The sequence below is a fragment of the Streptomyces sp. 17_S59 genome (assembly GCF_056930295.1).
The window spans coordinates 4,193,590-4,210,904 of the sequence record NZ_JBXOWD010000001.1; the positions used below are offsets into that span (position 1 = coordinate 4,193,590).

The following is a 17,315-nucleotide window of genomic DNA, read 5'->3' on the forward strand; positions in this document are numbered from 1 at the left end:
GGGCCGCTGTCACCCTCCGGTGCCATGCCCGCTCCCGTGTTGAGAATCGGCAACGCCTCCGGCTTCTACGGCGACCGGTTCGACGCCCTGCGCGAGATGCTCACCGGCGGCCCCGTGGACGTCCTGACCGGTGACTACCTCGCCGAGCTGACCATGCTGATCCTCGGCCGGGACCGCCTCAAGGACCCCGGCAGCGGCTACGCCCGGACGTTCCTCGCCCAGCTGGAGGAGACGCTGGGGCTGGCCGTCGAGCTGGGCGTCAAGCTCGTCACCAACGCGGGCGGGCTCAACCCGGCCGGCCTCGCCGAGCGGATCGCCGGGCTGGCCGACCGCCTGGGCGTGCCCGCCCGCATCGGCTGGGTCACGGGCGACGACCTGCTGGCGGAGGGGGCCTGGGACAAGGGCGTGCTCACCGCCAACGCCTACCTCGGCGGCGCCGGGATCACGGAGTGCCTGCGGGCGGGCGCGGACATCGTGGTGACCGGCCGTGTCACCGACGCCGCCCTGGTCACCGGGCCCGCTGCCGCGCACTTCGGGTGGAGCGCCGAGGACCTGGACCCGCTGGCGGGCGCGGTCGTCGCCGGGCACGTCCTGGAGTGCGGGGCGCAGGCCACGGGCGGCAACTACGCCTTCTTCGGCGAGCACGACGTCCGGCACCCCGGCTTCCCCCTCGCCGAGATCCACGCGGACGGCTCGGCCGTCATCACCAAGCACCCCGGCACGGGCGGTGCGGTCACCGTCTCCACGGTCACGGCCCAGCTGCTGTACGAGACGGCGGGCGCCCGCTACCTCGGGCCGGACGTCACGGCCCGGCTGGACTCGGTGCGGCTGGCGCCCGACGGCCCGGACCGGGTACGGATCAGCGGGGTGCGCGGCGAGTCCCCGCCCGCCACGCTCAAGGTCGGGCTGACCCGGGCCGGGGGCTGGCGGCACGAGGTCGTCTTCGTGCTGACCGGTCTCGACATCGAGGCCAAGGCCCGGCTGGTGCGCGCCCAGCTGGACGGGGTGCTGGCCACGCACCGCCCGGCCGAGGTCCGGTGGACCCTCGCCCGTACGGACCGCGCCGACGCGCCCGTACAGGAGGAGGCGAGCGCGCTGCTGCGGCTGGTCGTGCGCGACCACGACCCCGAGGTGGGGCGGGCCGTCAACGCGGCCTGCGTGGAGCTGGCGCTGGCCAGCTACCCCGGCTTCCACGTCGTCCCGCCGCCGGGCAAGGGCACGCAGTACGGGATCTTCGAGGCGGCGTACGTGGACGCGGACGCCGTGCGGCACGCGGCGGTGCTGCCGGACGGGACGAGGGTGCCCGTGCTCCCGGCGCCCACCCGGGAGTCCGGGGCGCCCGCCCCCGCGGTACGGCCGCGGCTGCCCGAGCCGCTGCCCGCCGGGCCGGCCCGCAGCGCTCCGCTCGGGCTCGTCGCCGGGGCGCGCAGCGGGGACAAGGGCGGGAACGCCAACGTGGGGGTGTGGGTGCGCAGCGACGCCGCGTGGCGGTGGCTGGCGCACGCCCTGACCGTCGAAAGGTTTCGGCAGCTGCTGCCCGAGACGGTGGGCTACCGCGTGGAGCGTCATGTGCTGCCCAACCTGCGGGCCCTGAACTTCGTCGTCGAGGGGCTGCTCGGCGAGGGCGTGGCCTCCCGGGCCCGGTTCGACCCGCAGGCGAAGGCCCTCGGCGAGTGGCTCCGGGCCCGGTACCTGGAGATACCGGAGGTGCTGCTGTGACGGTCCTGGCGTCCGCGCTCGACACCTCCGGCCCCGAGTACGCCGCCGCCCGGGCCGCCATGCTCGACAAGCTCGCCGGGATCGGGGCCGAGCACGCCAAGGCCGTCGCGGGCGGCGGGGAGAAGTACACCGCCCGGCACCGGGCGCGCGGCAAGCTGCTCGCGCGGGAGCGCGTGGAGCTGCTGCTCGACCCGGACACACCGTTCCTGGAGCTGTCGCCGCTCGCCGGCTGGGGCAGCGACTACACGGTCGGGGCCTCCCTCGTGACCGGCATCGGGGTGGTGGCGGGCGTCGAGTGCGTGATCACCGCCAACGACCCGACCGTGCGGGGCGGTGCCAGCAATCCCTGGACGCTGAAGAAGGCGCTGCGCGCGAACGAGATCGCCTTCGCCAACCGCCTGCCCGTCGTCTCGCTCGTCGAGTCGGGCGGCGCGGACCTGCCGAGCCAGAAGGAGATCTTCATCCCCGGCGGCGCGCTCTTCCGGGACCTCACCCGGCTCTCGGCCGCCGGGATCCCCACGGTGGCGGTCGTCTTCGGCAATTCGACCGCGGGCGGCGCGTACGTCCCCGGCATGTCCGACCACGTGGTGATGGTCGGGGACCGGGCCAAGGTCTTCCTCGGCGGGCCGCCGCTGGTGAAGATGGCCACGGGGGAGGAGAGCGACGACGAGTCCCTCGGCGGGGCGGCCATGCACGCCCGGGTCTCCGGCCTCGCGGACCACTTCGCCGTGGACGAGCACGATGCGCTGCGGCAGGCGCGGCGCGTGGTGGCCCGGCTCAACTGGCGCAAGGCGCACCCCGATCCGGATCCGAACCGGTCCGACGCCCCTTTGCGTGACGCCCCCTTGTACGACGAGGACGAGCTGCTGGGCATCGTGCCCGGTGATCTGCGGATCCCCTTCGACCCCCGCGAGGTCGTGGCCCGGATCGTGGACGGCTCCGACTTCGACGAGTTCAAGCCGCTGTACGGGCCGAGCCTGGTGACCGGCTGGGCGCGGCTGCACGGCTACCCGGTGGGCATCCTCGCCAATGCGCAGGGGGTGCTCTTCAGTGCGGAGTCGCAGAAGGCCGCGCAGTTCATCCAGCTCGCCAACCAGCGGGACATCCCGCTGCTCTTCCTGCACAACACCACGGGCTACATGGTCGGCCGCGACTACGAACAGGGCGGCATCGTCAAGCACGGCGCGATGATGATCAACGCCGTCTCGAACTCCCGGGTGCCCCACCTGTCGGTCCTGATGGGCGCCTCGTACGGGGCCGGGCACTACGGGATGTGCGGGCGGGCGTACGACCCGCGCTTCCTCTTCGCCTGGCCGAGCGCCAAGTCGGCCGTCATGGGCCCGCAGCAGCTGGCCGGGGTGCTGTCGATCGTCGCCCGCGCGTCGGCGGCGGCGAAGGGGCAGCCGTACGACGAGGAGGCGGACGCCGGGCTGCGCGCAATGGTCGAGCAGCAGATCGAGTCGGAGTCGCTGCCGGTGTTCCTGTCCGGGCGGCTGTACGACGACGGGGTCATCGATCCGCGCGACACGCGGACCGTCCTCGGGGTGTGCCTGTCCGCGATCCACTCGGCGCCGGTGGAGGGGGCGCGGGGTGGCTTCGGCGTCTTCCGGATGTGAGGGTTCGAAGGGGATCGAGGGCTGATGATTTCGGCTGTGCTCGTCGCCAACCGCGGTGAGATCGCCTGCCGCGTCTTCCGCACCTGCCGCGAGCTGGGTATCGCGACGATCGCCGTGTACTCCGACGCGGACGCCGGCGCCCTGCACGTGCGGGAGGCCGACGTCGCGGTGCGGTTGCCGGGGACGGCGCCCCGGGACACGTACCTGCGCGGCGACCTGGTGGTGCGTGCGGCGCTGGCGGCGGGGGCGGACGCGGTGCATCCGGGGTACGGATTCCTCTCCGAGAACGCGGCGTTCGCGCGGGCGGTGGGGGAGGTGGGGCTGGTGTGGATCGGCCCGCCGGCCGGGGCGATCGAGGCGATGGCCTCCAAGACCCGGGCCAAGACGGTCATGGCGAAGGCCGGGGTGCCGCTGCCGCCGCCGCTGGACCCCGGCACGCTGACCGCCGGCGACCTGCCGGTCCTCGTCAAGGCGGCGGCGGGCGGGGGCGGCCGCGGCATGCGCGTCGTACGCGAACTCGGGGCGTTGGAAGCTGAGTTGACCGCGGCGCGGGCGGAAGCGGAGTCGGCCTTCGGGGACGGCGAGGTCTTCGTCGAGCCGTACCTGGAGGGCGGGCGCCATGTGGAGGTGCAGGTGCTCGCGGACGCGCACGGGACGGTGTGGGAGCTGGGGACGCGCGACTGCTCGCTCCAGCGCCGCCACCAGAAGGTGATCGAGGAGGCCCCGGCACCGGGCCTGTCGGACACGACGCGGGAGGCGCTGCGCACGGCGGCCGTCGCGGCGGCGCGGGCGATCGGGTACGTGGGGGCGGGCACGGTGGAGTTCCTGCTGGGGGCGGATGGGAGCGGCCCGTACTTCCTGGAGATGAACACGCGGCTGCAGGTGGAGCATCCGGTGACGGAGTGCGTGTACGGGCTGGATCTGGTGGCGCTCCAACTGCGCGTAGCCGAGGGCGACCGCCTGCCGCCGGCCCCTCCGGCGCCGCGGGGCCACGCGGTGGAGGCGCGCGTGTATGCGGAGGACCCGGGGCGGGGGTTCGCGGCGGGGGTGGGGGTGGTGCGGGCGTTGGGGATCGGGGAAGCCTCCCTCCGGCTCGACACCGGCTACGCCCCCGGCGACCCCGTCACCCCCCACTACGACCCCCTCCTCGCCAAGGTCATCGCCTGGGCCCCCACCCGCCCCGAAGCCATCCGCAAGCTCGCCCACGCCCTCCAGCACGCCCGCATCCACGGCCCCGTCACCAACCGCGACCTCCTCGTCCGCACCCTCCGCCACCCGGCCTTCACCGAGGGCCGCCCCGACACCGGCTTCTACGACCGCCACCTGCCCGAACTGACCGCCTCCCGCGACCCCGACGGCGCCCGCCTCGCGGCCCTCGCCGCCGCCGTCGCCGACGCACAGGGGCGATCGCGCTTCGGCGGCGCCTGGCGCAACATCCCCTCCCAACCGCAGATCAAGTGCTACCGCTCCGAGCCCGACGGAGCCGAGTACGAGATCCGCTACCACCTCACCCGGGACGGGACAACGGCCGAGGACTTCCCCGGCGTCCGGGTCCTGGCGGCCACCCGCACCGGGGTGACCCTGGAGGCCGACGGCCTTCGCTACGCCGTCGAGGTGACGGCGTACAGAGGCGAGGCCCGCGTCCACGTCGACACCCCGCACGCAGGCTCGTACACCCTCACCCCCCTCCCCCGCTTCCCCGCCCCCACCCCCCGCACGGAGCCCGGCTCCCTCCTCGCCCCCATGCCCGGCACCGTCGTGCGGATCGCGGACGGAGTCGCCGCGGGCAGCCCCGTACGGGCGGGACAGCCGTTGCTGTGGCTGGAGGCGATGAAGATGGAGCACCGCGTCGTGGCACCGGCCACCGGCACGCTCGCCGCCCTCCATGCGGCCCCCGGCCGGCAGGTGGACATGGGGGAACTGCTCGCTGTGGTCACCGAGACCGAGGAGGAGCACTCATGAACGACAACAACGGCAGCAACAACAGCGGCAGCCCGCTCATCGAGTCACCGGAGCACCGCTCCCTCCGGACCGCCGTCGCCGCCCTCGGCGCCCGTTACGGCCGCGCCTACTTCGCCGAGGCCGTACGCGAAGGCAAGCACACCGACGAACTGTGGGCCGAGGCCGGAAAGCTCGGCTACCTCGGGGTCAACCTCCCGGAGGAGTACGGCGGAGGCGGCGCAGGGATAGCGGAACTGGCCATCGTCCTGGAGGAGTTGGCTGCAGCCGGATGCCCGCTGCTCCTGCTGGTCGTCTCGCCTGCCATCTGCGGCACCGTGATCGCCCGCTACGGCACGGACGAGCAGCGGCGCACCTGGCTGCCCGGCCTCGCCGCGGGCACGCTGAAGATGGCGTTCGGGATCACCGAGCCGGATGCCGGCTCCAACTCCCACCGGATCGCCACCACGGCCCGCCGCGACGGCGACGGCGGCGACTGGCTGCTCACCGGCCGCAAGGTCTTCATCTCCGGCGTGGACACCGCCGACGCGGCGCTCGTCGTCGGGCGCACCGAGGACGCCCGCACGGGCAGGCTCAAGCCCTGTCTCTTCGTCGTCGGGCGGGACGCGCCGGGGTTCTCGTACCGCCGGATCCCCATGGAAGTGTCCGCTCCGGAGAAGCAGTTCGAGCTGGTCATGGACGACGTCCGGCTGCCGGGCTCCGCGCTCGTGGGGGACGAGGACGCCGGGCTGGCGCAGCTCTTCGCGGGGCTGAATCCGGAGCGCATCATGACGGCCGCGTTCGCGATCGGGATGAGCCGCTACGCGCTGGGGCGGGCCGTCGAATACGCCCGTACCCGCCGGGTGTGGGACGAGCCGATCGGCGCGCACCAGGCCGTCGCGCACCCGCTCGCGCGCTCGCACATCGAGATCGAGCTGGCCCGGCTGATGACGTACAAGGCCGCGCACCTCTACGACGCGGGCGACGACACCGGGGCGGGCGAGGCGGCCAACATGGCGAAGTACGCGGCGGGCGAGGCGGCGGTACGGGCCGTCGACCACGCGGTCCACACCCTGGGCGGCAACGGGCTCACCACGGAGTACGGGCTCGCCTCGCTCCTCGCGGCGGCGCGGGTGACGCGAGTGGCGCCGGTGAGCCGGGAGATGATCCTCAACTATGTGTCCCACCGAACGCTGGGCCTGCCCAAGTCCTACTGACCCGTCCGAACTGCCGGCCTACTGAGAGAAGGTGACGTCCGGATGCGCGGCGGCGTTCCCGGAGTGGCGGAGCCCCGCATGGCCGCGTCGGCCGTCCCGAAGCAGGACCGCAGCCGCGCCACGCGGCAGCGGCTGCTGGAGGCCGCCATCGCGTGCCTCGCGGAGTACGGCTGGGCGGGGTCCACGGTGTCGGTGGTCGCCGCGCGGGCGGGGGTGTCCCGGGGTGCGGCCCAGCACCACTTCCGCACGCGCGAGGACCTGTTCACGGCGGCCGTGGAGTACGTGGCCGAGGAGCGCTCGGCGGCGCTGCGGGCCCTGGTGGAGGCCGCCTCCCCGATCGTGGGGCCCGCGCGCCGGTACGTCGTGGTGACCGAGCTGGTCGAGCTGTACACCGGGCCGCTGTTCCGGGCGGCGCTGCAGCTGTGGGTGGCGGCGTCGAACGACCACACGCGGCTCGGTCCGCGCGTGGCGGACCTGGAGGCCCGGATCGGCCGGGAGACGCACCGGATGGCGGTGGAGCTGCTGGGCGCGGACGAGGCGGTGCCGAGCGTGCGGGAGACCGTCCAGGGGCTGCTCGACATGGCGCGCGGGCTGGGGCTCGCGACGCTGCTGACGGACGACAGTGCGCGGCGCAGGCGCGTGGTCATGCAGTGGCTGCGGATCCTGGAGGGGGTTCTGGACGGCTGACCGCGGCCGTCCCGACCGCGGCCGTCCCGAAGCCCGCGATCAGCGCCTCGACGGCGAAGTGGAACCGTTCCGCGTCGTCCGTGCCCGCGCCGCTGCCTGCGGCCTCCACGACGAGCGGGTAGCGCTCGGAGTCCAGCTCGACGAGCCAGTCCGCCGTGCCGGGGGAGTGCTCGGGGTGGGCGGCGGCCTCGGTGGTGGTGTGGCTGAGGACGAAGAGGGACAGGGAGTTGAGGGCGTGGACCGCGGGGGCCAGCGCGAAGCCCGCCGCGGTCAGGGCGCGCAGGCCGCGCTCGACGGTGTCGAGCGTCGCAGGAGTCGTGGCGAGCCGGCCCGTCAGCAGGGGGAGGACCCCCGGGTGCCGGAGCAGGGTGGCGCGCAGGGAATCGGCGTACGTACGCAGGACGGTCTGCCAGTCCGCTCCCTCGCCTCCCTCGCCTGCCTTGCCTCCTTCGCTTCCTTCGCTTCCTTCGCCTCCTTCTCCGGTGGTTCCGGTCGGGGGCAGGGCCTCCGCGAAGACGCGCTCCACCAGGCCGTCCAGCAGGGCTTCCTTGTTGGGCACGTGGTGGTAGAGGGTCATCGCCTCCACGCCCAGCTCGGCGCCCAGGCGGCGCATCGTCAGGGCGGTGCGCCCTTCACGGTCGACCAGTTCGAGGGCGGCATCCAGGATGCGTTCCCTGGTCAGTCCTGCGCGTTCGCCGCGTGTGCGTTTGCCCGCAACCATTCGGTCCTCAGCTCGCTCGGCCCCCGTTGACATTCTTACAACGTAAGTGCATCGTAGTCCTCGACGGACTCTTACGAAGTAAGAATGGGGCGGGACAAGTCATGACCAGCAGCAGCACCGAGGCCAACAAGCAGGTCGTCGCGGACTTCTTCCAGGCGATCAACGAGCGCCGGATGGAGGACTTCCCGCTCTACATGGCGGCGGACGTCATCGACCACAACAAGATCATCCACGGCGAGGAGGACGAGCCGGGCGCGGCCTTCGACGGCTTCCGTCAGCAGCTCGAAGCCTTCGGTGAGGGCGGGATGATGCCGCAGGAGCTGATCGCCGAGGGCGACACCGTGGTGACCCGGCTGATCGTCACCGGCACCCACACCGGCACGCACCCCCGGATGCCGGAGCCGACGAACCGCTCCTGCGAGGTGGAGCAGATGTGGTGGTTCACGATGCGCGACGGCAAGATCGCCGAGATACGCGCCGTGAGCGACCGCCTGGGCATGTTCCTGCAGCTGGGCTGGGACTGGCCGACGGTCGACTAAATGCGAGCCGTGCCGGGGGAGGGAGACGGCTGCCGCGCCCCGACGGGGGTGGGGCGCGGCAACGGCGGTGGCGGGCGTCAGCCCTTGATGTCCGCGTAGCCCTCCACGTTGCGGGGGTCGCGCGGGCCCGGGCCGATGTAGCGGGCCGAGGGCCGGACCAGGCGGCCCGTGCGCTTCTGCTCGAGGATGTGCGCACTCCAGCCCGCCGTGCGGGCGCAGGTGAACATCGACGTGAACATGTGCGCCGGGACCTCGGCGAAGTCGAGGACGATGGCCGCCCAGAACTCCACGTTCGTGGCCAGGACGCGGTCCGGGCGGCGGTTGTGCAGCTCTTCCAGGGCCGCCTTCTCCAGGGCCTCGGCGACCTCGAAGCGCGGAGCGCCCAGTTCCTTGGCCGTGCGGCGCAGGACGCGGGCGCGCGGGTCCTCGGCGCGGTAGACGCGGTGGCCGAAGCCCATGAGGCGCTCACCGCGGTCGAGGGACTGCTTGACGTAGGTCTTGGCGTCCCCCGTGCGCTCGATCTCCTCGATCATGCCGAGGACACGGGAGGGCGCGCCGCCGTGCAGCGGGCCGGACATGGCGCCGACCGCGCCGGACAGCGCGGCGGCCACGTCCGCGCCGGTGGAGGCGATGACGCGCGCGGTGAACGTGGAGGCGTTCATGCCGTGTTCGGCGGCCGAGGTCCAGTAGGCGTCGACGGCCTTGACGTGCTTGGGGTCGGGCTCGCCCCGCCAGCGCTTCATAAAGCGCTCGACGACGGTGTCCGCCTTGTCGATCTCGCGCTGCGGGACCATCGGCAGCCCCTGGCCGCGGGCCGACTGGGCCACGTACGACAGCGCCATGACCGCCGCCCGGGCGAGGTTGTCCCGGGCCGTGGCCTCGTCGATGTCGAGCAGGGGCTTCAGGCCCCAGACGGGGGCGAGCATTGCCAGCGCCGACTGCACGTCGACCCGGATGTCACCCGAGTGGACCGGGATGGGGAAGGGCTCGGCGGGCGGCAGGCCGGGGTTGAACGCGCCGTCGACCAGCAGGCCCCACACGTTCCCGAAGGACACATGGCCCACCAAGTCCTCGATGTCCACGCCTCGGTAGCGGAGCGAACCGCCTTCCTTGTCGGGTTCGGCGATCTCCGTTTCGAACGCGACGACTCCCTCGAGTCCGGGTACGAAGTCGGACATCAGGCGGCTCCTCATGATGTGTTCGACAAGCGGCTGCCGACGGCCGGGCCGGGGTGTCCGGCTCGCCCGGCTGAAGGCTCATGGCTGGTGGCTGTGCTGCTGTGGCGCCGGTGCGGCTCCGCGGCCACGGGTGCGGCTCGCGGTCCGATCCGGTCAACCCGGTCATGCCCCGTGCGGCTGTACTTCACCCGGTGCGTCACCCGGCTTCCGCAGGAGGCCGGTTCCGCCCGCCCGGGGCCGGACACGATAGCGGTGAAGGGGCGGTGCCACAGCTATCCACTTCGTGATTTTGGTGGGTTCGCCTCGTGCGGGGGAAGGTGATGTCCGGCACACGCGCTTTTCGGCGGCGAAAGGGTTACGTGCGGCCTCCGCAGGGGAAAGGCATTCGGCCGCGCTTCTCCCCGGCCGCCCGCTCCTGCAAGATGTGGCCGTGTCCCACTCCGACGAGCTCGCCTACGAGCACCACCACGACCCCGCCGCCATGCGCGCCCACTACAGGTCCGCGGGCATCGCCGAGACGGACCTGGCGGAAGGCCCCTACGAGCAGTTCGGGCGCTGGTTCGCGGATGCGGTCGCGGGCGACCTGCTCGAACCCAACGCCATGGTCCTCTCCACCGCGGACGCCGCCGGAAGGCCCAGTTCCAGGTCCGTTCTGATGAAGGGATACGACAAACGGGGTTTCGTTTTCTACACCAACTACGGCTCCCGCAAAGCCCGGGAAATCGCGGAGAACCCCCGGGTCTCCCTGCTCTTCCCCTGGTATCAGCTCGCCCGCCAGGTGGTCGTCTCCGGCACCGTCGAACGGGTGTCCGCGGAGGAGACGGCCGCCTACTTCCGCTCCCGGCCGCGTGGTTCGCAGATCGGCGCCTGGGCGAGCGAACAGTCCACCGTGGTGGCCTCGCGGGCCGAACTGGACGCCGCGTACCGGCGGGTGGCGGAGCGCCATCCGGAGGGCGAGCCCGTGCCGGTCCCGCCGCAGTGGGGCGGCTTCCGGGTGCGGGCGGAGACGGTGGAGTTCTGGCAGGGCCGGGAGAACCGGCTGCACGACCGGCTGCGATACGTACGGACCGGCGAGGCCGAGCGCGGCGAGGGCGGCGCGTGGCGCGTGGAGCGCCTCTGCCCCTGAGCCGGCGGCTCGGGGCCGTCCGATGGACGGCCCCGAACGCAGACGATCCGTGGGCTGTTACCGCGGCACCGCCCCGTGGCGGTGCCGCGGTGCCGAGCGGACGACTCGGCGGCCCACGGATCGGGTGACTGCCTGGGATTGGCCGGCCCAACCGCCGGCGCTGCGTTCTACGCGACGACGGGCGCTAGCCCGCAGTCACCTCACGCGTCCGGAAAGAAATCATGTCCCGAACCACCTCCCTTCTCGTGTGCTCCACACCCTAGGAACGGCGCCGCGCCACCGGCAACCGAATTTCCATGGGCATCGATTTCGGCGAAGACGGTGTGGTGTCCGCCGGTGTCGAGTTGAATGCCGGTCGTGCAGGACATGCAGACGCGGCCGGCAGGGGGTACCTCGTGACCGCACCACACCAGTCCGGCGCGGCCCGCCACGGCGCGGCCCCGGACAGCGACGACCACGACCTGCTGGCGGCCCTCCTCGACGGGATGGACGCCGCACTGTGCGCCTTCGACGCGGACGGCACGGTCACGCACTGGAACCGCGAGGCCGAGCGGATACTCGGCTGGTCCGCGCAGGAGGCCGTGGGCCGGCACGGTCTCGCGGGCTGGGCGGCGCGCGAGGCGGACGCCCGGGAGGTCACCGCGCGGCTGCTGGGCGCGATGCAGGCGCAGGGCCGCCAGGTGGACGAGTTCGCGCTGCTCACCAAGGACGGCAGCCGGGTGCTGGTCCGCATCCAGTCCTCCGCCGTGCCGGGCGCGGACGGCACGCCGGCGGGCGTGTACTGCGCGTTCAGCGAGGTGCACACGCAGATCGACCTGGAGCGGTCCGTCGCGCTGAGCGAGGCGCTGTTCGGCGAGGCCTCGGCGTGGGGGGTGGTGCTGGTCGACGCCGACCTGCGCCCCGCGCTCGCCAACGCCCATGCCGCGCGCGCCCTGCGGACGAGCCGCAGCGCCCTGCTCGGGCGGCCCCTCGGCGACCTGCTGGAGCAGGGCGTGGAGGAGCTGGAGAGCGCGATCCAGCACGTCCTCGCCTCCGGCAGCCCACCCGCGCCCATGGAGCTGTGGGTGACCGTGCGCGATCTGCGCGGCGGCAGCGCCGTGGTCCCCGAGCGCCGCTGCTGGCGGAGCGGCTTCCTGCGGCTGTCCAGCCCGCTGGTGGAGGAGCCCGTGCCGCTGGGGGTGGCCTGGCTCTTCCTGGACATCACCAAGACGCGGCTGGCCGAACAGGAGAGCGCGAAGCTGCGGTTCCGCGGCAGCCAGCTGCACCGTGCGGGGCGGGCGGTCGCCGAGTGCGAGGACCCCATGGAGGCGGCGGTCCTCTACATGGACTTCGCCCTCGCGGGCTTCGCCGACCACGCCCTGATCGACCTGGTCGCGGACCCGGAGCCCGTCGCCGACGGCCCGGTCCGGCTGGTCCGGGCCGCCACGACGCCCGCCGGGGCGGCCGGCCCGGGCCCGCTCCCGCTGGGCAGCGGCCTCCCCGTGCCGTACATGGAGGGCCACCCCGCGCTGCAGGCGGTGGAGCGCTGCGGCTCGGTGCGGGCGGCCGCGGACCGCACGGAGGGCTGGGCGGCGGAGCGCAGATGGCCGGACGGCACGCGGCACGGCCTCTCCACGGCCCTCCGCAGCAGGGGCCGCACGGTCGGCTGCCTGACCTTCCTCAGGGGCCCGTCGAGACGCCCGTTCGACAGGGCGGACGCGGTGTACGCGGAGGACATCGCCTCACGGGTGGCGGCAGCGATCGATCTGGCGGGCAATGTCAGCCCCTCCGGCGTTTGAGGAGCGGGGGTCCGGGGGCGGAGCCCCCGGTTACGGGAAGGGGCGGGGTAGGGGAAAAGAACCTCCGGTGTCCGCCACCCCCTAGTGCCGGAAGAAGATCCGATCCCCGTACTCCTCCAGCACCCGCCCGTTCCACTCGTGCCCCCCGTCCACGTTCCCCGACCGCAGCATCGGCGGCTCGACCCCCCGCCCCGCCAGCTCCCCGGCCGCGGACGCCACCACCGCCTGCAGCACCGCGCTCGTGACCACCGTCGACGCCGGGCCGAAGGGGGCCGCGACCCCCTCGGCGGAGAGTTCCGCGTCCCCGACGCCGATCTTGGTGTCGATGACGATGTCGCAGTGGTCCTTGAGGAACGTCCCGGACACGTGCCGGGACTTCGTCTCCTCGGCGTAGGCGACGGACGTCACGCCGATGACCTTGAGGCCGAGCGCCCGGGCGTTCATGGCCATCTCCACGGGCAGTGAGTTCCGCCCGGAGAGCGAGACGACGATCAGCACGTCCCCGGCCTGCACGGGGCTGGTGTCGAGGACGGCCCCGGCGAGCCCGTCCACGCGCTCCAGCGCGCTGCCCAGCGTGGCGGGCATGACGTCGACGCCGATGACGCCCGGCACCACGAGCAGGTTCATCAGGGCGAGCCCGCCGGCGCGGTAGACGATGTCCTGCGCGGGCAGCGAGGAGTGTCCGGCGCCGAAGACGAAGAGCCGGCCGCCGTCCGCCACGGCGTCGGCCAGCGCGACACCGGCTTCGGCGACGGCCTCGGCCTCCTCGTCGCGGACCCGCCGGAGGAGCCCGATCGCGGCGTCGAAGAACTGCCCGGCCAGCTCGTTCTCGCTCATCGCTGCGGCTCTCCTCGGCTCGGTCCGGGTCGGTGCGCGCGCCCGCCGGCGCGCTCTCGTGGCGCGGATCACGTTGCGGTCTGCACCCTGGCGCTGTCAATACGAAGGGGCAGGCGGAGCCGTACGCGGCCCTCTTGTCATTGCCATGCGTCAGAATTGGGTGCAGGGCCACAGCGCACGACTTACCGAGGGGCACCGCATGTCCGGATTGATCGACACCACGGAGATGTACCTCCGCACCATCCTGGAGCTGGAGGAGGAAGGTGTGGTCCCCATGCGTGCCCGCATCGCCGAACGGCTCGACCAGAGCGGTCCGACGGTGAGCCAGACGGTGGCCCGCATGGAGCGCGACGGCCTGGTCACGGTGGCCGGCGACCGTCACCTGGAGCTGACGGAGGAGGGCCGGCAGCTGGCCACCCGCGTGATGCGCAAGCACCGGCTCGCCGAGTGCCTGCTCGTCGACGTGATCGGCCTGGAGTGGGAGCAGGTGCACGCCGAGGCGTGCCGCTGGGAGCACGTGATGAGCGAGGCCGTGGAGCGCCGCGTGCTGGAGTTGCTGCGCCACCCCACGGAGTCGCCCTACGGCAATCCCATCCCGGGCCTGGAGGAGCTGGGCGAGAAGGCCGAGGCGGATGCTTTCCTCAACGAGGGCATGGTCAGCCTGATGGACCTGGAGCCCGGCACCGAGGGCAAGACGGTGGTCGTACGCCGCATCGGCGAGCCGATCCAGACGGATGCCCAGCTCATGTACACGCTGCGCCGGGCCGGGGTCCAGCCCGGTGCGGTGGTCAGCGTGACCGAGTCGCCCGGTGGGGTGATGGTGGGCAGCAGTGGCGAGGCCGCCGAGCTGGCCGCCGAGATCGCCTCCCACGTGTTCGTCGCCAAGCGCTGACCGGCCTCGACACCGGCCGCCGGCCCGGCCGCGCCGGGTACGTATACCGCGTTACGTAAACCTGCCGAGCCCCGGCGGAAACGGCGCGCCCGAGGTCCCGGCATGCCACCCTGGCGCTGGACGCCGAAACGCATATGCGCGCGCCGCCGACTGGGGGAGGGGGCTTCGGGATGAGGGCAGCGGGCCGCACGACCGCCGCCTGCCGCGGGCGCCACGCCCGCGGGCACCACGCCCACCACGTCAAAGGGCCCCGGCGCCCTCGCGGGCGGCCGGGGCCCCACCTCCCCGTTTTCCCCCGTGGCGACCCGGAGCCCCGAGCTCCCAGGGTGCGCCTCGCGGACCTTCTTCCCCGAGCGGTCCGCGCCCAGGTCGATTTCTCCCCTTGGTGCAGACGGTCAATCCTGCTGCCCGGTCACTCGAACGAGGGGTGTTGCGCGCGAGAACGGTTCATTCGAATGGAAGTTCCATAGGGTGGAGCTGCTCGGGGGAGACGTAGGGGGTGCCAGGGCTCATGGTGCGGCGTATCGAGGTGGCCGGAAGCGGCGGAGTGCGGCTCGCCGCCTGGGAGTTCGGCGAGCCGCCCAAGGCGCGCGGCGGCGGCCGCTGTGCCGGGCGGGCCGCCGGGCCGGGCCGGGGCGGGGTGCTGCTGCTCCACGGCCTGCTGGGCCGCGCGGCCCACTGGGCGGAGACCGCCCGCTGGCTCTCCCGGCGCTATCGCACGGTGGCCCTCGATCAGCGCGGGCACGGCCGCAGTGACAAGCCCGTCAGCGGCCCCTACGTCCCCGAGGCATATGTCGCCGACGCCGAGGCCGCCGTCGAGCAGCTGGGCCTCGCCCCGGTCACCCTCATCGGCCATGCCATGGGCGCCCTCACGGCCTGGCAGCTCGCCGCCCGCCGCCCCGATCTGGTACGCGCCCTGGTCATCTGCGACATGCGGGCCTCCGCCCTGGGTGCGGCCACCCAGCGCGAGTGGAGCGAGTGGTTCAGCTCCTGGCCGGTGCCGTTCACGACGCTGGCGGACGTCCGGAAGTGGTTCGGCGAGGACGATCCGACGCTGGAGCGGCCCGCGCCGGCCCGGGGCGACTTCTACGCCGAGGTGATGGCCGAGCGGGCCGACGGCTGGCGCCCGCTCTTCTTCCGCCGCCAGATGCTCCAGGCCCGCGAGGCGTACGCCCACGAGGCGCACTGGGAGGAGCTGGCCCTGGTGGAGTGCCCGGCGCTGGTCGTGCGGGGCCTGGACGGCGCGCTCGGCCGGGCCGAGGCCCAGGAGATGGTCCGGGTCCTGCCGCGCGGCCGCTACGCCGAGATCCCGGACGCCGGGCACCTCGTCCACTACGACCAGCCGGACGGCTGGCGCCGGGTGGCCGAGCCCTTCCTGGAAGCGGCCATTCCGGCATAGTCGCGGGCCGGGCCCGTACGGGGCACGGGGCCCTCCGCATTAATTCAACGGTCGTTGACATAATTCGCCGCCGGGTGTGCACTGGAAGTACGCGGAGCCGTGCGCAGCACAGGGCGCAGACCCGCGGCAGCACCCTTCGGGAGCCGTCATGTCACCCCGTACCGATCCCCGCACCGATCTCCCCGGCCGCCGCCCCGACCCTGCCTTCGACGCCGACGTCCTGGTCGTCGGGGCCGGCCCCACCGGCCTGCTGCTGGCCGGCGACCTCGCCGCCGCGGGCGTGCGCGTCGTCCTGCTGGAGCGGCGCGGCCGGGAGTCCAACCTCACCCGCGCCTTCGCCGTCCACGCCCGCACCCTCGAGGTCCTCGACGCCCGCTCGCTGGCCGAGCGGCTCATCGCCACCGGCACGTTCATCCCCGGCATCCGCTTCTTCGGCCCGACCACCGCCGACCTGACCAAGCTGCCCACCCGCTTCGGCGGCACCCTCATCACCCCGCAGTACGAGGTGGAGCGGCTGCTGGAGGAGCGTGCCCTCGCGCACGGCGCCGAGTTCCGCCGCGGCGCCCGGGTCACGGGCCTGCGCCAGGACGAGGACGGCGTCGAGGTGGACGTACGGCCCGAGGACACCGGCGCCGCGGGCGACGGCGGGCACTGCACGCTGCGCGCCCGCTTCGCCGTCGGCACCGACGGCGTGCACAGCGCCGTGCGCCAGGCGCTCGGCATGCCCTTCCCGGGCCGGTCCGTCCTGCGCTCCGTCATGCTCGCCGACGTCCGTCTGGACACCGACCCCGCCGAACTGCCCGCCTTCCGCGGGAGTGCCGAGGGCTTTGCGTTGCTCGTCCCCTTCGGCGACGGCTGGTACCGCGTCATCGCCTGGGAGCGCGGCTCCGACCTGCCCACCGACGCCCCCGTCGACATGGACGCCGTCCGGGCCGTCGTCCGGGCCGCCTTCGGCAGCGACTTCGGCATGCACGACGCCCGCTGGACCTCGCGCCTCCACAGCGACGAGCGCCAGGTGCCGCACTACCGCGACGGCCGCGTCTTCCTCGCCGGGGACGCCGCGCACGTCCACTCCCCGGCGGGCGGCCTGGGCATGAACACCGGCCTCCAGGACGCCGCCAACCTTGGCTGGAAGCTCGCCGCCGTGGTCAAGGGCCAGGCCGACGACTTCCTCCTGGACAGCTACCACACCGAGCGCCACCCCGTCGGCCGGAACGTCCTGCGCGTCAGCGGCGGTCTAGTGCGCGCCGCCCTCGCCACATCGCCCCTCACCCGGGGGCTGCGCAACGCGGCCGTCGTGGGCGCCTACTTCGCCCCCCGTGCCATCCGCCGCGCCATGCTCTTCGTCTCCGGCATCGGCATCTCCTACCCGGCGCCGCCCGGCTCGCACCCCCTCACCGGGCGGCGCGCCCCCGACCTGCCGCTCGCCGAGCCCCTGGACGGCAAGGGGCCCACGCGGCTGTACGAGGCGCTGCGCGGCGGCACTTATGTGCGCGTCCTGCCGCGCGGGGCGACCCCGCCGTCGGAGACGGGCGGGATCCCCGTCGTCAACGTCACCCGCGCCGACGCGAGCGGCACGAGCCTGCTCGTGCGCCCCGACGGATATGTGGAACGGGCCGCCGAAACGGCCCGTTTCTGAGGGGGCCCGGACCGGCCGCGGGGGTGCCG

General features: G+C 73.5%; 14 protein-coding genes. 11 read left to right on the top strand and 3 right to left on the bottom strand.

Translation table 11 applies throughout. From position 1 onward, the window contains the following. Nucleotides 1–24: 24 nt before the first annotated feature. The 5 genes from AC1Z4A_RS18980 to AC1Z4A_RS19000 are packed head-to-tail and all read left to right on the top strand — an operon-like array spanning nucleotide 25 to nucleotide 7,177. Nucleotides 25–1,719 (top strand): acyclic terpene utilization AtuA family protein, encoded by a 1,695-nt coding sequence (locus AC1Z4A_RS18980; RefSeq protein ID WP_483680354.1) that lies wholly within the window; start codon nucleotides 25–27, stop codon nucleotides 1,717–1,719. Further along, entirely contained in the window at nucleotides 1,716–3,335 is a 1,620-nt protein-coding gene (locus tag AC1Z4A_RS18985) for an acyl-CoA carboxylase subunit beta (protein ID WP_483680356.1), read from the top strand. Before AC1Z4A_RS18980 ends, AC1Z4A_RS18985 begins: the two co-directional genes overlap by 4 nt. 24 nt (nucleotides 3,336–3,359) lie before the next feature. Continuing rightward, a complete protein-coding gene (locus AC1Z4A_RS18990) occupies nucleotides 3,360–5,297 on the top strand; it encodes an ATP-binding protein (RefSeq protein ID WP_483680357.1) in 1,938 nt (645 codons plus the stop codon). After that, on the top strand, nucleotides 5,294–6,490 hold the full coding sequence (locus tag AC1Z4A_RS18995; RefSeq protein ID WP_483680359.1) for an acyl-CoA dehydrogenase family protein: 1,197 nt from the start codon (nucleotides 5,294–5,296) through the stop codon (nucleotides 6,488–6,490). The genes AC1Z4A_RS18990 and AC1Z4A_RS18995 overlap by 4 nt, the downstream gene beginning before the upstream one ends. 42 nt (nucleotides 6,491–6,532) lie before the next feature. Beyond that, entirely contained in the window at nucleotides 6,533–7,177 is a 645-nt protein-coding gene (locus AC1Z4A_RS19000) for a TetR/AcrR family transcriptional regulator (protein ID WP_483680361.1), read from the top strand. Here AC1Z4A_RS19000 and AC1Z4A_RS19005 read toward each other — a convergent pair. Then, on the bottom strand, nucleotides 7,134–7,898 hold the full coding sequence (locus AC1Z4A_RS19005) for a TetR/AcrR family transcriptional regulator C-terminal domain-containing protein (protein WP_483680363.1): 765 nt from the start codon (nucleotides 7,896–7,898) through the stop codon (nucleotides 7,134–7,136). The genes AC1Z4A_RS19000 and AC1Z4A_RS19005 overlap by 44 nt on opposite strands. Before the next feature lie 101 nt (nucleotides 7,899–7,999). Here AC1Z4A_RS19005 and AC1Z4A_RS19010 point away from each other — a divergent pair, with 101 nt between their 5' ends. Further along, nucleotides 8,000–8,437 (top strand): ester cyclase, encoded by a 438-nt coding sequence (locus AC1Z4A_RS19010; RefSeq protein ID WP_483680365.1) that lies wholly within the window; start codon nucleotides 8,000–8,002, stop codon nucleotides 8,435–8,437. A gap of 77 nt (nucleotides 8,438–8,514) precedes the next feature. Here AC1Z4A_RS19010 and AC1Z4A_RS19015 read toward each other — a convergent pair whose 3' ends face one another. Further along, nucleotides 8,515–9,615, bottom strand: coding sequence for a citrate synthase 2 (locus AC1Z4A_RS19015; protein ID WP_483680367.1), 1,101 nt, complete (start codon nucleotides 9,613–9,615; stop codon nucleotides 8,515–8,517). A gap of 481 nt (nucleotides 9,616–10,096) precedes the next feature. On the opposite strand from AC1Z4A_RS19015, the gene pdxH reads away from it, so the two are divergent. Both pdxH and AC1Z4A_RS19025 read left to right on the top strand, forming a co-directional pair. Next, complete coding sequence (pdxH, locus tag AC1Z4A_RS19020) at nucleotides 10,097–10,741, top strand: pyridoxamine 5'-phosphate oxidase (RefSeq protein ID WP_483683642.1); 645 nt, start codon at nucleotides 10,097–10,099, stop codon at nucleotides 10,739–10,741. Nucleotides 10,742–11,136: 395 nt separating this feature from the next. Beyond that, nucleotides 11,137–12,519, top strand: coding sequence for a PAS domain-containing protein (locus AC1Z4A_RS19025; RefSeq protein ID WP_483680369.1), 1,383 nt, complete (start codon nucleotides 11,137–11,139; stop codon nucleotides 12,517–12,519). 81 nt (nucleotides 12,520–12,600) lie between these two features. Here the strand turns inward: AC1Z4A_RS19025 and AC1Z4A_RS19030 are convergent, their stop codons facing one another. After that, nucleotides 12,601–13,356 (bottom strand): SIS domain-containing protein, encoded by a 756-nt coding sequence (locus tag AC1Z4A_RS19030; RefSeq protein WP_483680370.1) that lies wholly within the window; start codon nucleotides 13,354–13,356, stop codon nucleotides 12,601–12,603. Between the two features lie 199 nt (nucleotides 13,357–13,555). On the opposite strand from AC1Z4A_RS19030, the gene AC1Z4A_RS19035 reads away from it, so the two are divergent. From AC1Z4A_RS19035 to AC1Z4A_RS19045, 3 genes are all read left to right on the top strand, one after another. Further along, entirely contained in the window at nucleotides 13,556–14,248 is a 693-nt protein-coding gene (locus AC1Z4A_RS19035; RefSeq protein WP_483680372.1) for an iron-dependent transcriptional repressor DtxR, read from the top strand. 511 nt (nucleotides 14,249–14,759) lie between these two features. Beyond that, entirely contained in the window at nucleotides 14,760–15,647 is an 888-nt protein-coding gene (locus AC1Z4A_RS19040; RefSeq protein ID WP_483680373.1) for an alpha/beta fold hydrolase, read from the top strand. 148 nt (nucleotides 15,648–15,795) lie between these two features. Further along, nucleotides 15,796–17,286, top strand: a complete 1,491-nt coding sequence (locus tag AC1Z4A_RS19045; protein WP_483680374.1) for an FAD-dependent monooxygenase — start codon at nucleotides 15,796–15,798, stop codon at nucleotides 17,284–17,286. Nucleotides 17,287–17,315: the final 29 nt, after the last annotated feature.

Excerpts from the sequence above, each read along its gene's own strand:
- AC1Z4A_RS18980 (WP_483680354.1), top strand. The coding sequence starts at position 25 with ATGCCCGCTCCCGTGTTGAGAATCGGCAACGCCTCCGGCTTCTACGGC.
- AC1Z4A_RS18990 (WP_483680357.1), top strand. The coding sequence starts at position 3,360 with ATGATTTCGGCTGTGCTCGTCGCCAACCGCGGTGAGATCGCCTGCCGC.
- AC1Z4A_RS18995 (WP_483680359.1), top strand. The coding sequence starts at position 5,294 with ATGAACGACAACAACGGCAGCAACAACAGCGGCAGCCCGCTCATCGAG.
- AC1Z4A_RS19000 (WP_483680361.1), top strand. The coding sequence starts at position 6,533 with ATGCGCGGCGGCGTTCCCGGAGTGGCGGAGCCCCGCATGGCCGCGTCG.
- AC1Z4A_RS19005 (WP_483680363.1), bottom strand. The coding sequence starts at position 7,898 with ATGGTTGCGGGCAAACGCACACGCGGCGAACGCGCAGGACTGACCAGG.
- AC1Z4A_RS19010 (WP_483680365.1), top strand. The coding sequence starts at position 8,000 with ATGACCAGCAGCAGCACCGAGGCCAACAAGCAGGTCGTCGCGGACTTC.
- AC1Z4A_RS19015 (WP_483680367.1), bottom strand. The coding sequence starts at position 9,615 with ATGTCCGACTTCGTACCCGGACTCGAGGGAGTCGTCGCGTTCGAAACG.
- pdxH (WP_483683642.1), top strand. The coding sequence starts at position 10,097 with ATGCGCGCCCACTACAGGTCCGCGGGCATCGCCGAGACGGACCTGGCG.
- AC1Z4A_RS19030 (WP_483680370.1), bottom strand. The coding sequence starts at position 13,356 with ATGAGCGAGAACGAGCTGGCCGGGCAGTTCTTCGACGCCGCGATCGGG.
- AC1Z4A_RS19035 (WP_483680372.1), top strand. The coding sequence starts at position 13,556 with ATGTCCGGATTGATCGACACCACGGAGATGTACCTCCGCACCATCCTG.
- AC1Z4A_RS19040 (WP_483680373.1), top strand. The coding sequence starts at position 14,760 with ATGGTGCGGCGTATCGAGGTGGCCGGAAGCGGCGGAGTGCGGCTCGCC.
- AC1Z4A_RS19045 (WP_483680374.1), top strand. The coding sequence starts at position 15,796 with ATGTCACCCCGTACCGATCCCCGCACCGATCTCCCCGGCCGCCGCCCC.